Annotated in this window: 11 protein-coding genes; 2 read left to right on the top strand and 9 right to left on the bottom strand. The window is 64.3% G+C overall.

What is annotated here, in order from left to right:
- Positions 1–18: 18 nt before the first annotated feature.
- The 4 genes from C8J33_RS06370 to C8J33_RS06355 form a co-directional block, all read right to left on the bottom strand.
- Complete coding sequence (locus C8J33_RS06370) at positions 19–1287, bottom strand: O-antigen ligase family protein (protein ID WP_132446993.1); 1269 nt, start codon at positions 1285–1287, stop codon at positions 19–21.
- Positions 1284–2846: an undecaprenyl-phosphate glucose phosphotransferase gene (locus C8J33_RS06365; protein WP_110800060.1), complete on the bottom strand. Its 1563-nt coding sequence runs from the start codon at positions 2844–2846 to the stop codon at positions 1284–1286. Before C8J33_RS06365 ends, C8J33_RS06370 begins: the two co-directional genes overlap by 4 nt.
- Positions 2847–3042: 196 nt before the next feature.
- On the bottom strand, positions 3043–4221 hold the full coding sequence (locus tag C8J33_RS06360; protein ID WP_132663473.1) for a glycosyltransferase family 4 protein: 1179 nt from the start codon (positions 4219–4221) through the stop codon (positions 3043–3045).
- A gap of 4 nt (positions 4222–4225) precedes the next feature.
- Positions 4226–4741: a polysaccharide biosynthesis/export family protein gene (locus C8J33_RS06355; RefSeq protein ID WP_420851172.1), complete on the bottom strand. Its 516-nt coding sequence runs from the start codon at positions 4739–4741 to the stop codon at positions 4226–4228.
- 260 nt (positions 4742–5001) lie between these two features.
- Between C8J33_RS06355 and C8J33_RS06350 the strand changes: the two genes are divergently transcribed.
- Positions 5002–7236, top strand: coding sequence for a GumC family protein (locus C8J33_RS06350; RefSeq protein ID WP_132663472.1), 2235 nt, complete (start codon positions 5002–5004; stop codon positions 7234–7236).
- Positions 7237–7243: 7 nt separating this feature from the next.
- Here the strand turns inward: C8J33_RS06350 and C8J33_RS06345 are convergent, their stop codons facing one another.
- The 3 genes from C8J33_RS06345 to C8J33_RS06335 all read right to left on the bottom strand — a co-directional run bounded on the left by C8J33_RS06345 (position 7244) and on the right by C8J33_RS06335 (position 9620).
- The gene (locus C8J33_RS06345; protein ID WP_132664471.1) at positions 7244–8506 is read right to left on the bottom strand and encodes a GNAT family N-acetyltransferase; all 1263 of its coding nucleotides are present in this window, start codon (positions 8504–8506) and stop codon (positions 7244–7246) included.
- Between the two features lie 144 nt (positions 8507–8650).
- Positions 8651–9394: a metallophosphoesterase family protein gene (locus tag C8J33_RS06340; RefSeq protein ID WP_132663471.1), complete on the bottom strand. Its 744-nt coding sequence runs from the start codon at positions 9392–9394 to the stop codon at positions 8651–8653.
- Positions 9395–9404: 10 nt separating this feature from the next.
- Complete coding sequence (locus C8J33_RS06335; protein ID WP_110726368.1) at positions 9405–9620, bottom strand: DUF2842 domain-containing protein; 216 nt, start codon at positions 9618–9620, stop codon at positions 9405–9407.
- A 194-nt stretch (positions 9621–9814) separates the two neighbouring features.
- On the opposite strand from C8J33_RS06335, the gene C8J33_RS06330 reads away from it, so the two are divergent.
- Positions 9815–10918: a COX15/CtaA family protein gene (locus tag C8J33_RS06330; protein ID WP_132663470.1), complete on the top strand. Its 1104-nt coding sequence runs from the start codon at positions 9815–9817 to the stop codon at positions 10916–10918.
- Between the two features lie 91 nt (positions 10919–11009).
- On the opposite strand, the gene argC is transcribed toward C8J33_RS06330, so the two are convergent.
- Entirely contained in the window at positions 11010–11942 is a 933-nt protein-coding gene (gene argC / locus C8J33_RS06325) for an N-acetyl-gamma-glutamyl-phosphate reductase (RefSeq protein ID WP_132663469.1), read from the bottom strand.
- A 92-nt stretch (positions 11943–12034) separates the two neighbouring features.
- Positions 12035–12988: an agmatinase gene (gene speB, locus C8J33_RS06320; protein ID WP_132663468.1), complete on the bottom strand. Its 954-nt coding sequence runs from the start codon at positions 12986–12988 to the stop codon at positions 12035–12037.
- Positions 12989–13126 lie beyond the last annotated feature (138 nt).

The raw sequence follows: 13126 nt of genomic DNA, 5'->3' as shown, positions 1-13126 counted from the left end.
TTCGATCGCGGTGGCGTGTCAGGCCGCTGCGCCTTCTGAAGTCGTCTTGTGCAGGCCCTGTGCCTGCGACCGTCTGCTGTAGCGGTATTCGAGCGCGCCGCAACCCCAGATGATGCCGAGAAGCAGGAAGAAATGGCGCCAGTGATCCGTATCGATCACATTTCCAATACCGACATGCCCGAGCAGCACGATCCAGGCAATCATCATATAGGGTTGCCACGGCCGTTCCAGCAGCATGAAGCGGAAACCGATGGAGAGGGTCCAGACGATCAGTGTCACATAGGAGACGAAGCCGAGCCAGCCGTAGGAGGTCAGGGTCTTCAGCCAGATATTGTGCTCGTCCTCCGGAAAGATTTTGGAGAACATCATGGGCCCGATGCCGAGCGGCTTTTCCATGGACATCAGAAAGCCGATGCGGTGGCGCTCGAAGCGACCGAGATGGCCGCCATCATAATCCTGGACGAGCTGCGTGCGGTTGGAAAACAGGTCGGCGACCTGGGGGATCTGCAGCGCCACCACCAGCGACGTCACCATGAGGATCACGCCGCCGAGCGCGATGACGAAGATCTTCAGGCGGAAGGCACCGGTCCGCTCCTTCAGCAGCATGATGAAGACAAGCATGCAGGCGGAGAAGAGATAGAGCGCCCAGGCGGCGCGCGAGAAGGACAGAAACAGGCCGAACGCCATGATGAGAATGCCGACCGCACGCAGCGGCAGGTCGATCAGCCGACCCTTCAGCACCCCGTGGATGAGGAAGAGTGACGGGGCGACGAGGAAGGGACCGAAGACGTTCGGGTCCTGAAAGGCGCCCATGGCGCGGTCGTAGCGGGTGAAAGCTTCGCCGCCGGGAATGGCACCGAAATAACCGAGGATGCCGAGCGTGGCCGTGCCGACGCCGGCGCCGACCCAGGCCCGGAACATCAGCTTCAGCCGCTCGTGGCGGGCCTCGATGATGGCGGCGTAGAAGATCGAGGTGATCGCGAGGAAGCCCGAGATCGCCATGTACATCGGCGCGACGTCGAGATCGTCCATGACCGTCAGCGACATCAGGCCGCCCGTCATGAAGAGCACCAGAAGCGTGAAGAGCGGCGCCGTGGAGCGCGAAATGCGCAGGCCGCAGAACGCCCAGACCCCGATGAGGCCGGCGACGAAGAGTTCGTGCGGCGCGGGCTCCACAATGACGAAGCCCTGGAGAAACACGCCGAAGGCGACCGCCGCCGAGCCGATGAGCCCGAACGCGGCCAGCTGCGGCCGGAACACGCCGGCAGGGGCGACGATCGCGCTCAATATGCGTTTTCCGTGTTGAGAAGGCGGATGGGCGTGAGGACCAGGATCTTCAGATCGAACCAGAGCGACCAGTTCTCGATGTAGTGCAGGTCGAAGGCGGTGCGGAAGCGGATCTTCTCGTCATTGTCGATCTCACCGCGCCAGCCGTTGATCTGGGCCCATCCGGTGACGCCGGGCTTCACGCGGTGGCGGGCGAAGTAGCCCTCGACGACATCGCTATAGTTCCGGTCAGCCGTCTGCGCGGCGACGGCGTGGGGGCGGGGCCCGACGAGCGACAGCTGCCCGCGCAGCACATTGAAGATCTGCGGAAGCTCGTCGATGGAGGACTTGCGCAGGAAGCGGCCGACGGGTGTGACACGCGGATCGCCCTTGGTCACGGCGTTGCGGGCGCTGGGGTCGCTCATATCGGTGTACATGGAGCGGAACTTGTAGACCTCGATCTGCTCGTTGTTGAAGCCGTGGCGCATCTGCTTGAAGATGATCGGGCCGGGGGAGCTCAGCTTGACGGCCAGTGCTGCGCCGATGAAGACCGGCCAGAGGAGCACGAGCGCAACGATGCTGAAAACGACGTCGAAAATGCGCTTGGCAACCGAGTCCCAGTCGGCGATCGGCTTGTCGAAGATGTCGAGCATCGGCACCTGGCCGACATGGGAGTAGCTGCGCGGGCGGAAGCGGAGGTTGGCGGCATGGGCGGCCAGCCGGATGTCCACGGGCAGGATCCAGAGCTTCTTCAAAAGATCGAGAATACGGCGTTCGGCCGACAGCGGCAGCGCGATGATCAGCATGTCGATGCGGGCGAGGCGGGCGAAATCGATGAGTTCGGCAAAGGTGCCGAGCTTGGGATATCCGGCGATGATGTTTGGCGAGCGGCGCTCGTCGCGGTCGTCGAAGATGCCGCAGATGCGGATGTCGTTGTCGGTCTGCTGCTCGAGGACGCGGATAAGGTCCTTGGCCGGCTGGCCGCCGCCGACGATGACGACGCGGCGCTCCATCATGCCGTTGCGCGCCCAGCGCCGGATGGAGAAGGCGATGACGGCCCGCTCGATCAGGAGGAAGGTCGTACCGGTAAGGAACCAGATGCCGAAGGAGAGGCGGGAATAGGCGTCGCCGGTCTTCAGGAAGAACATGACGATGGTGATGACGCCGAAGCCGAGTGTCCAGGCGCCCAGCAGGCGCGGCAGGGCACGCGCCACGGAGCGCAGGATGGGGATCTGGTAGCCGTCCGAAAACTGCAGGAAAACGACCGTCAGCGCCGAACTGGCGGCGAGCATGACGCAATATTCAACCCAGCGGCCGAACTCCGGCGCCACATAGAGGCTGTTGATGATGTAGCCGATGATGAACAGAGCTGCGAATTCGAAGAGGCGCAGACAGCCGAGCACCATGGTGGGCGAATAGGTGTCGGTGCGGAACTGCGCCGCGATCCGGCGTGCCAGCGGGTTCAGTTCCTTGCGCGGCTCGACCGGGCGCACCTCGTCGCGCGAGATCGTCCGGATTTCGGAGATCTGCCGTCGCAAAGCCTCCGGGTCGAAGGTTTCCGGCTTTTCGATATGGTTCATGATGCTGCCCATCCTGCCGTTGGCTCGGAAAGACTTAGCAGGGAGGACCTAAGAAACGTTTACGGCGGGGCGTGCAATGCGACCCGTTCTGAAATGGGTTAAGGGAAATAACCGTTTCTGTTCAAGGAGGTGCCGGGACGGGACTTGCGAGACGCGGTCAACAGCAATTCGAGAACGGCCGGGCATACGTGCGGGCTCAGCCGTCGGGGTCGTTCGCCAATCGCCGGTAGAGCTGCATCATCGACGCGGCCATCGTCGCCGAGGAGAAGGTCGCCCTGAAGGCTTCCGGATCCGGCATGGTGCGCTCGGCCCAGCCGTCTTCCGTCAGGGCGCGGTGCATGATGTCGGCCAGCGACTGCGCGTCGTTGGGTTCGGCCAGGGCTGCGCTGTCGGCCCCGAGGATCTCCGGCATTCCTCCGACACGCGCTGCGATGACGGGTCGGCCGGCTGCAACGGCCTCGAGCACGATATAGGGCATCGACTCCGCTCGCGAGGGCACCACCACGAACCGCGCACGGGCGAAGGCATCCCGTGCCGGCATCGCAGGCGCCATGCCGATCCGCTGCCCGAGCCCGCGATGGAGTTTCATGCGCAGGTAGTCTTCCTGCTGCGGCCCGTCGCCGATCATCATGGCGCTCAAGGGCCGGCCCGCGAGCCGCTCCGTGCGTCCCAGCGCGTCGATGAAGATGTCGGGACCCTTCATGTCGCGCAGCATGCCGATATAGAGGAAATCGACGGCATCCGGTCCCGGTTCGACCGGAACGAACTCGGCATCCTCGACGCCGTTGTAGATCGTCACGGCCGGCGGGCGAGGCTGGCCGACTTTTGCCTCGTAGGTGCGCCGCTCGAAGTCGCAGACGAAGACGAGCGCGTCCGTCGCGTGCTCCTGAAAGCGCTCGAGCGCGAGAATGCCCTTTCCCCTCAGGGTCTTGCAATCGTAGTGCAGGCTGCCGCCATGGGGCGAGTAGAGACGGGCGACGCGGGACCCGTTGATGCGCAACACGGTGCCGATCATGCGGGCGAGGGCACCGCCCTTGGCACCATGGCCGTGCAGGATGTCGGGCCGGAGCTGGCGCAGTTCCTTGTAGCTCGTCCAGAGCGCCCTGGCGTCCGAAGGGCCGATGGAACGCCGAATCGGCAGGCGCACGAGTCCGAGAGCCAAGTGGGGCCGGATCTCCTCGAAAAGGCGCTCCTCGTGCGCGCCACCCGTGGAGCTGTCGCAGAGAATGCCGACATGATGGCCCTCGGCTGCGTGAGCCGCCGCGAGATCGCGCACATGCCGGAAGATGCCGCCGACCGGCGAGCGGAAGCAGTGGATGATCCGAAGGGGTCTTCCTTGCGATGGGAGCTCGATGGGCTTTGTCACTGACGGCATGGGCTCAGAACAGCCGCTCACGAACGTAGACGGTGTCGCCCGCCATGATCGGATCGGAAATCGAGACGCGGCCGGTGATGATGCGGCCATTGATCTTGCGGGTCACATCCACCGTCCGCTGGTTGGCGCGCGGCGAGAAGCCGCCGGCCACCGCGATGGCGTTCTGAACCGTCATGCCGGGCACGTAGGAATACTGGCCCGACTGGCCGACTTCGCCCATGATGAAGACGGAGCGGTAGCGATCGACCTCGATCGTCACGTCGGGATCGCGCAGATAACCGGCGCGCAGTTTCTGCGCGATCATGGTCTCCATCTCGCTCAGCGTGTGGCCGCGCGATGGGACCGAGCCGATGAGTGGGAAGGCGACGTAGCCGGCCTGATCGACGGTGTAGGAACCGGTAAGGCCTGCCTGCTCGAAGACACTGATGCGCAAACGATCGCCGCTATCCAGCCGGTAGGGCTGAATGGTGGCCTCGCTGAAGGCTCGGGGCGCGGGCTCGTAGCTGCTGCACCCCGCCATCGTGATCGACAGCAGGGCGATACCCAAGGCCAGACCTGACTTCAATCGTGCGAAGGTCATGCGATTCTCGCGTTCAAGGACGAATGTGATGCTGTTATCGATCTGTTAGGGTTAACAGCTGGTAAAGGAACGTGTGAGTCGGTGCGAATCGGCGATCGCTAAAATAGTATCTGGGAAGGCTATGCCACCCACGCGTTAACGCTCGGGTTACCATCTTTCTTTACCCTGTGCGCCAACAATGCTCGTGTGCAGGTGCGTGGATGTCAGGCTTTAGCGGCAGTCAACAGGACGTGGATATCGACCTCGGAGGTCTGTTCCGTGCGATCTGGCGTCGCCGGGCGCGGGTACTCCTGACCACCGTGGCCGTGGCCGCACTCGCCTTCACCGCAGCGCACATGATCTCGCCCCGCTACGACAGCGAGACGCGGCTGCTGATCGAGCCACGCGAGCCCGAATTCAGCTCGATGACCCTGCAGCCTTCCGCCGCCAGCGCCACCTCCTTCGACGAGCCGGGTATCTCAAGCGAAGTGCAGTTGCTGCGGTCTGTGGACCTGATCAAGCAGGTGGCGCGCAACATGCGGCTGCACGAGTTGAAGGAGTTCGACCCGACGGCCGACCCGTCCGCCATCTCCGATATCCTCGTCATGCTCGGCCTGAAGCGCAATCCGCTCGACATGCCGCCGGAAGAACGGGTGCTGAAGGAGTTTCAGGAAAAGCTGCAGGTCTACCAGGTCGAGAAATCGCGCGTCATCGGCATCCAGTTCACCTCGAAGGACCGTGCGCTTGCCGCTGCCATCCCCAACGAGATGGCGAAGATCTATCTCTCGCTGAAGGCCGGTGCGAAGCTCGATTCCAACACGGAGGCCAGCCGCTGGCTGGAGCCGGAGATCGCGAACCTGCGGGAAAAGGTGCGTGCGGCGGAAGTGAAGATCGCCGAATACCGCTCCAGTTCCGACCTGCTGCCCTCGGGCGACAGCGGCACCTTCGCCACGCGCGAGCTGACCGATATCTCGACGGAACTCGCCCGCGTGCGCGGTGACCGGGCGACGGCTGAGGCGCGGGCGGAGAACGTGCGCGCTGCATTGTCGAGCGGCCGCGGCGCCGAGACCCTGAACGAGGTCGTGGGCTCCGCGATGATCCAGCGGCTGAAGGAGTCCGAATCGCAGATCCAGAACCAGACAGCTGACCTGTCGACCACGCTGCTGGACGGCCATCCCCGTATCAAGGCTCTGCGATCGCAGCTGACGGGCATCCGCGCGCAGATCCGCGAGGAGACGCAGAAGATCCTGGCAAGCCTCGAAAACGAGGCGAAGGTCGGCGAACTGCGCGAGCGCCAGCTGACCCAGCAGATGAACACGCTCAAGGCCTCTTCCGCCAAGGCCGGTGAAGACGAGGTCGGCCTGCGCGCGCTGGAGCGCGAGGCCGCCGCCCAGCGCCAGCTTCTGGAAACATACCTCTCGCGCTACCGCGAGGCGAGCTCCCGCACCGGCGCCAGTGCCGCGCCGGCCGATGCGCGCGTGATTTCCAGCGCCGTTGAACCGACGGAAGCAAGCTTTCCGAAGATCCTGCCGATCACCATCGTCGCGGCGATGGCGGCGTTTCTCCTGAGCTGCGTCGTCATCATGCTGCAGGAGCTTTTCAGCGGCCGCGCCCTGCGCCCGGTCGGCGGGCCCGTTCCTGTGCCGGTCGCGGTCTCCGCGCAACCCATGCCGCCTGTGCCGCCGAACACGCCGGACCCGCGGACGAAGCGCGGCTGGAGCTTTCGGCGGGATACCGCGACCGTCGAGAGTGCGCGCGGGATGGTACAGCCCACGGTCGCCCGCGACGTTGCCACTGTCGCCTCCTCCTCCAACGCATCTTTCTCAGATGTCAGGGAGCAGGAACTGGCGGCCGATGTGCCGCTCGACGGCTTCTTCGTGGAGAACGTGGCGGCCGCATTGATCGTCGATCGCGTACCGCTCGCCTTCATCGTATCCCCGACAGGCGACGCCGGTTCCACGCAAACGGTGGCGCTGGCGCGGATGGTCTCACAGGAGGGGCGGCGCGTCGTGCTGGTCGATCTCACTGCGTCCGGCTGCCCGACGGCGCTGATGGCGATGTCCGCAAACCTGCCCGGGATCACCAATCTGCTCGCCGACGAGATTGCTTTTGCGGATGCGCTCCATGCGGATCGCGGCTCGGACGCGCATGTCGTTCCGCGCGGCAATGCCGATCCGGCGGTCGCCATGCAGGCGATCGATCGTCTTCAGATCATCATCGAAGCGCTGACGGATGCCTACGACCTCGTGCTGGTCGAATGCGCGGATGCGGATGCAGAAGCGGTGTCGCGTATCGCGCGCGCCCATGATGTCGAGATCATCTTCTCGGTGCCCGAGGTTTCGGCCGAGGACATCGTCGAGATCATCACGGAATTTGCGGAAGCCGGCTACGACCACATCCACATCATGGATGCGCGGCTTGCCGACCAACCGGAGCCGGACCGCCGCGCCGCGTAAGGCGCTTTCAGTCTCCGTCGGTGTCCGCCGATACCGGCGCCGTCTTGCCCTGCTGCCTCTGACGGAACCGCTGGACGGCGCAATAGATCTGGCGGTTCGCCTTGATGGCACGCTTGGTGCGCACGATCAGCCGGTGGACGCCGGCCGCGACGCGGCCGCGAAGGGTGAGGGGAAGGACGATGTCGTATTGCGTCGTTTCGACCGTGCACCAGGAGCGCTTGTAGGGCTGGTCGCCGATCCCGAAATCGAACAGGCTGACGCCTTCGCCGCAGGCCCGCTCTATGATCCTGTGGAACAGGAGCTCGCCTGGGCTCGCATCCGCGGCCAGCGTCTCGTCGATCGACCCGAACTGGCAGATCATGTGGTCGCCCTTGCGCGAGACGCCGGCAATGGCCACGATGCGGCTGTCGGCTTCGCTGCGAAGGCGCAGCGCGTGCAGCGCCAGCGGGCGGCTTTCGGACGTTCCGTCATGGGCAATCGCCGCGCGCAGGAAAGCCTGCGTCGGCGCGTCGCGGAAGACGTTCGGCAATTCCAGTGCCTCGAACCGTGCCGCCTTCTGGGCAAGGAAGACGTCGAGAATCGCACGGCGCTCGTCGAGGCTTTCGGCAATGATGTAGTCATAGCCGCCATAGGTCTCCATGCGCCGCTCGGACACACGGAATTTCTTGCGCCGGCGCTTGGCGTTGAGCTGCGCGAGCGTGGCTGCGAAATCCGGCAGCAGCGGCAGCTGGTAGGAGGCATTCTGGTTGCGGATGGAGGGCAGGGAAGCGAGCGTATGGGGCTGGCCCCGCCATTCGAGCGGAATCTTCTCCAGCGTGACGATGTCGGCGACATGGGCAAGCTTGTTGACGAGTTCCTGAAGGATACATTCCGCCAGTGTCTCGCGCGACAGGCCGCCCAGATCCTCGGCGAAGATTCCAGTGTTGATATTGCTGTGCGGTGCGCCGATGAAGCGGGCCGTGCGGAACAGCCCGTTGCGCACCAGCTCGAGCGGCAGGATGAAGATGGTGCGATCGCCAAGCCGGCCGCGCAACAGAAGCGGCCGATCGACATGCGTCGCCACCCAGCTTGCGCACCAGTCGAAACTCTGGTGCAGCGAAACGGTATTGGAGGCCTCTAGCGCACGCCAGTCCGCTTCCAGCGCGGACATCAGAACATGCACCGACACGGTAAGATCCGAAGGCATGCCGGCGGTCACGTTGTTATTGGCTTCGCTGCGTAGGCCCGCGAGCGGAGTGTCGATCGAAAAAGCACTGATATGGGCATTCATCACGAAAGAGCCCTCCGTCTGAAACGCGTTGCCGGCATCTAGCCCGGAAAGCCTCTGACGTTTGCTTAAGCCTGCGCGCATTCGCGCGGCTTCGCGGCGATATCCGAAGACGGGGTTATCGCAGAGTTAAGGCGTGCCGCTTCGTTACACCCAGCCGGTGGACAGCACGCGGGCCCAGTCCGGGTGCCCGTTTTCCGCCGCAAGACGAGCAGCGGAGGCATGATCGTAGGCGATCAGCCGGAAGGCGACCTCGGTGCTGCCGTCCCCGCGCCTGTCGATGACGGCATAGGATGCGCGCGGGGTTCCGGTCTCCACCTTGTGGACGACGGGCTCATCGTCCTCATAGGCCGGGCAGCCGACGCTGCCGGGATTGAGCACGAGCCGTCCGTCGGACAGCGTGACGAGGCGGGGAATATGCGTGTGCGCGCAGAGGAGTACAGGCGCTTCGACGCCGGCCGCAAGGCGCTCGATGCGCGCCGCATCCGCACGGTGCACGATGCCCTCCGGCGTCAGGTCCTCGAGCCAGTAGACGAGATCGTCCTGCGGCGTGCCGTGGCAGAGGAAGAGCCCATGCTCGTCCATGTGAAGCGTCGGGGGCAGGGCTCGCAGCCAGGAGAGGTGGCCTTCGTCCAGCGCTTGACGCGCGAAGCGGTCGATCGAGATCATGGCTTCGAGTTCTAGCGTCAGCAGCGCGCGGTCGTGATTGCCGCGGATCGAGACGATATCGCGCGCCATCAGGAGATCGGCTGTGCGGGCCGGGTCGATGGGGCCGCTGAGATGATCGCCAAGATTGACGATCTCGCGGATGCCCTGGCTGTCGATGTCGGCAAGCACGGCTTCGAGCGCCGGGGCATTGCCGTGGATATCTGCGATGACGGCGATCTTCATGTGTGCAACCTCACGAACGTGGCTTGGCGGGCTTTTCCATCCACTTGATGATGAGCATGGCCGGCAGCACCCAGAGAAGGCCGGTGAAGAAGAAGTAGAGAAGATGCACCCACCACGGCGATGCGCCAAGCAGCAGTTCGGCGAAGGTGGTGGCGATGAGCGCGTAGGAAATGACGAGCACGATGATGAGAATCGTCCCGATCAGCTTGCGAAGGCGCACCGGCATTGTCTCAATCTCCTCCAGAAGCGTTCGTCATGCCCTGTACACGATCACAATGACGAGCACGGGTATGGGCCGCGACGGCATGCCGCAAAGCCACTCCTTGTCATGCCTGCCGGACTGATGCAAATCAACGCTGTACCGGACGACACCCTCTTTCCGTCCCCGGCGACCGCCAGCAAGGCGAACGGAGCAGCGCGATGACCAGTGCCAACCCCATCATGAGAGAAGAACGGCTGACGCGGGAGATCGACACCGCCCGGCGCAACCGTCGCCAGATCCGCATCTGGCTCGGCGTCGTCGTCTTCGCGCTGTTTGCGCTGGTCCTCGTCGGCGGCGCGACGCGGCTCACCGAATCGGGTCTCTCCATCACCGAATGGAAACCAATCCACGGCGTCATCCCGCCGCTGTCGGAGGCGGAGTGGGAGGAGGAGTTCACGCTCTACAAGCAGATCCCGCAATATTCGCAGATGAACAGCGACATGACGGTCGAAGGGTTCAAGACCATCTTCTGGTGGGAATGGGCGCACCGGGCGCTGGCCCGCTCAATCGGTGTTATCTTCGCTCTGCCGCTCGCTGTCTTCTGGCTGACGGGCCGCATCGAGCGGCGGCTGAAGCTGCCGCTTCTCGGCATCCTCGCGCTCGGTGGCTTCCAGGGCTTCATCGGCTGGTGGATGGTCTCGTCCGGTCTCGTCAACCGCACGGATGTCAGCCAGTACCGGCTGGCGACCCACCTGATCATCGCCTGTCTAATCTTTTCGGTCTGTCTGTGGATCCTGCGGGGCCTCTCGCCGCACCGCAGCGACGCGCCGCCGACCCGTTATTCCATTCTGGTCGCCGCCGGCATCGCGCTGATGGCGCTGTTCCAGATCTATCTCGGCGCTCTCGTCGCCGGTCTGGACGCGGGCCTGAGCTACAATACATGGCCGCTGATGGATGGCGCTTTGATCCCCGGCGACCTCTTCATCCAGAGCCCCGGCTGGCGCAATCTCTTCGAAAACCCGAAGACCGTGCAGTTCGTGCACCGCTGCGGCGCCTATGTCCTGCTGGCGCTGGTCGTGATCCACATGATCGCCAATCTGCGCCTCGCGCCGCGCTCCACCCACGCCCGCCGTGCTGTCGTGCTCGCCTGTCTGGTCGTGGTGCAGGCGTCGATCGGCATCATGACGCTGATCCTGCAGGTACCGATCGTCTGGGGCGTCGCCCACCAGGCGGGCGCGCTCGTCGTCCTCGGCTTCGCCATCGCCCACTGGCGCGGCTTCGTCGGGGAATATCCGGCGGAGACGCGGGTGGTGCGGCGCTAGTCTCTCTTCGCAATATCTGCGCACAAGAAAAATCGCCCCGGTGCAAGAGGCACCGAGGCGATGAGGATCGGATAATAGCGGAGGCCGCCGCTCAGGCTGACAGCATCAGGTCCATGTTCTGAACGGCCGCACCCGAGGCGCCCTTGCCGAGATTGTCGAGCAGCGCCACGAGGTTGACATGCTCGCCACCCGGCGTGCCGAAGACGAACAGCTTCATGCGGTCGGTGCCCGCGAGTTCCACGGCGTCCACGCGCGGCAGGGCAGCGCTGGTTTCCAGCGGCACGACCTCGACGATCGACTGGCCCGCATAATGCGCAAAGAGCGCGCCATGAATGCTTTCCAGCGTTGCGCCGTTGCCGACCTCTTCGAGGAACAGCGGCACCTGCACGATCATGCCCTGCGGGAACTTTCCGACGGAGGGCGAGAACAAGGGTGTGCGTGCCAGCATGCCGTGGGTCTTCATCTCGGCCACATGCTTGTGCTTCAGCGGCAGGCCGTAGAGGAAGCCGGGGGAGGTGATGGGATCGGGGTTTTCAGGGTCCTCGATCTGGGCGATCATCTGCTTGCCGCCGCCGGTATAGCCGGAGATCGCGTTGACGCTGACCGGATAGCTTTCCGGCAGAATGCCCGCCTGCCGCAACGGCCGCACGAGGCCGATGGCGCCGGTCGGGTAGCAACCGGGATTGGCGACGAGGCGCGAGGCGCGGATCTTGTCAGCCTGGGCAGCATCCATTTCCGCAAAGCCATAGGCCCAGTCGGGCGCCACGCGATAGGCGGTCGATGTATCGATGATGCGGACGCTGTTGTTGCCGGCGAGCATGCCGACGGCCTCTTTGGAGGCGTCGTCCGGAAGGCAGAGAATGGCGATGTCGGCGCTGTTCAGCAGGTCTTCGCGCAAGGCCGCATTGCGCCGTTCGGCCTCGGGGATCGACAGGAGCTCGACATCCTTGCGGTCGGCCATGCGGGCGCGGATCTGCAGCCCCGTTGTGCCGTGTTCGCCATCGATGAAGATCTTCGCCGTCATGTCTTTGTCCCGTCGGTTCAAGAGGTTGCGCGTCGCGCCGGACTCAGTCTGTCATGCTCTTGATTCAGTTTGATAACAGTAGCCAGCAAACGTTACCGGCTGGCCGCAAGCCGCTCCGCGCGCAGGCCGAGCATATACATTGCGACGGTGGATGCGGCAATGGCGGTGATATCGGCATGGTCGTAGGCCGGCGCCACCTCGACCACGTCGGACCCGCGAATGTCGAGAGGCGCGAGCTTCCGCAGGACCGACAGGAGCTTCGCGCTTGAAAACCCGCCCGAGACCGGCGTACCCGTGCCCGGCGCAAAGGCCGGATCGAGGCAATCGATATCGACCGTGAGATAGGCCGCAGCACCTTTGGTCTGTGCGAGGATCTCGGCGGCGATAGCGGACGCGCTCATTTCCTCCACCGCATCGCCGTAGAGAATGCGAATGCCGAAATCTTCCGGCGCATGCGTCCGGATGCCGACCTGGATCGAGCGCGCGGGATCGATGAGACCCTCGCGAACGGCGCGACCGACGAAGGAGCCGTGATCGATCCGGCCTTCGGCGTCAGGCCATGTATCCTGATGCGCATCGAACTGGACAAGGGCGAGCGGCCCGTGCTTGGCGGCGTGTGCCCTGAGAAGCGGCAGCGTGATGAAGTGGTCGCCGCCGAGCGTCAGCAGATAGGGCACGGACGCAATGATCCGCGCCGCCTCCTGCGCGATCGTGGCCGGCGTTTTCTCGTGATACCCGTAGTCGAGCAGGCAATCGCCGGCGTCGACCACCGCCATCTCGGCAAAGAGGTCGCGCTGGAACGGATATTGCGGATCGTTGTCGAAGATGGCCGACGCCCGCCGGATGGCCTGCGGCCCGAAGCGGGCACCCGGCCTGTTGGACGTCGCCGCATCGAACGGAATGCCCCACACGACGGCATCGACGCCGGTGAATGTCTTGCTGTAGCGGCGGCGCATGAAGGACAGAATACCGGCATGGGTCGGGTCGCTGGCAGCGCTCAGCAGCGAGTCGGCTGTGATGGCGTGATCGATCGATTTGCCGGCCATGGAAACTCCGAAGGACGTTGAGCCAAAAGTGGGGGAATTCTGCATCTCTGGCAAGAGACGTTTTTCCGGTGTTGGTCGGTCTAACGGCTGTTGGCACTACATCTAGAGGTGGCAGACGCCAGCAGGCGAACTTGCAAT

Source organism: Rhizobium sp. PP-CC-3G-465 (genome assembly GCF_004343445.1).
GTDB lineage: Bacteria > Pseudomonadota > Alphaproteobacteria > Rhizobiales > Rhizobiaceae > Ferranicluibacter > Ferranicluibacter rubi.
This window is presented reverse-complemented; position numbering and strand designations above follow the sequence as displayed.

Bases quoted from the DNA above. Each gene is read 5' to 3' on its own strand.
- C8J33_RS06365 (WP_110800060.1), bottom strand. From the start codon at position 2,846: ATGAACCATATCGAAAAGCCGGAAACCTTCGACCCGGAGGCTTTGCGA.
- C8J33_RS06360 (WP_132663473.1), bottom strand. From the start codon at position 4,221: ATGCCGTCAGTGACAAAGCCCATCGAGCTCCCATCGCAAGGAAGACCC.
- C8J33_RS06355 (WP_420851172.1), bottom strand. From the start codon at position 4,741: ATGGCGGGGTGCAGCAGCTACGAGCCCGCGCCCCGAGCCTTCAGCGAG.
- C8J33_RS06350 (WP_132663472.1), top strand. From the start codon at position 5,002: ATGTCAGGCTTTAGCGGCAGTCAACAGGACGTGGATATCGACCTCGGA.
- C8J33_RS06345 (WP_132664471.1), bottom strand. From the start codon at position 8,506: ATGAATGCCCATATCAGTGCTTTTTCGATCGACACTCCGCTCGCGGGC.
- C8J33_RS06340 (WP_132663471.1), bottom strand. From the start codon at position 9,394: ATGAAGATCGCCGTCATCGCAGATATCCACGGCAATGCCCCGGCGCTC.
- C8J33_RS06335 (WP_110726368.1), bottom strand. From the start codon at position 9,620: ATGCCGGTGCGCCTTCGCAAGCTGATCGGGACGATTCTCATCATCGTG.
- C8J33_RS06330 (WP_132663470.1), top strand. From the start codon at position 9,815: ATGACCAGTGCCAACCCCATCATGAGAGAAGAACGGCTGACGCGGGAG.
- argC (WP_132663469.1), bottom strand. From the start codon at position 11,942: ATGACGGCGAAGATCTTCATCGATGGCGAACACGGCACAACGGGGCTG.
- speB (WP_132663468.1), bottom strand. From the start codon at position 12,988: ATGGCCGGCAAATCGATCGATCACGCCATCACAGCCGACTCGCTGCTG.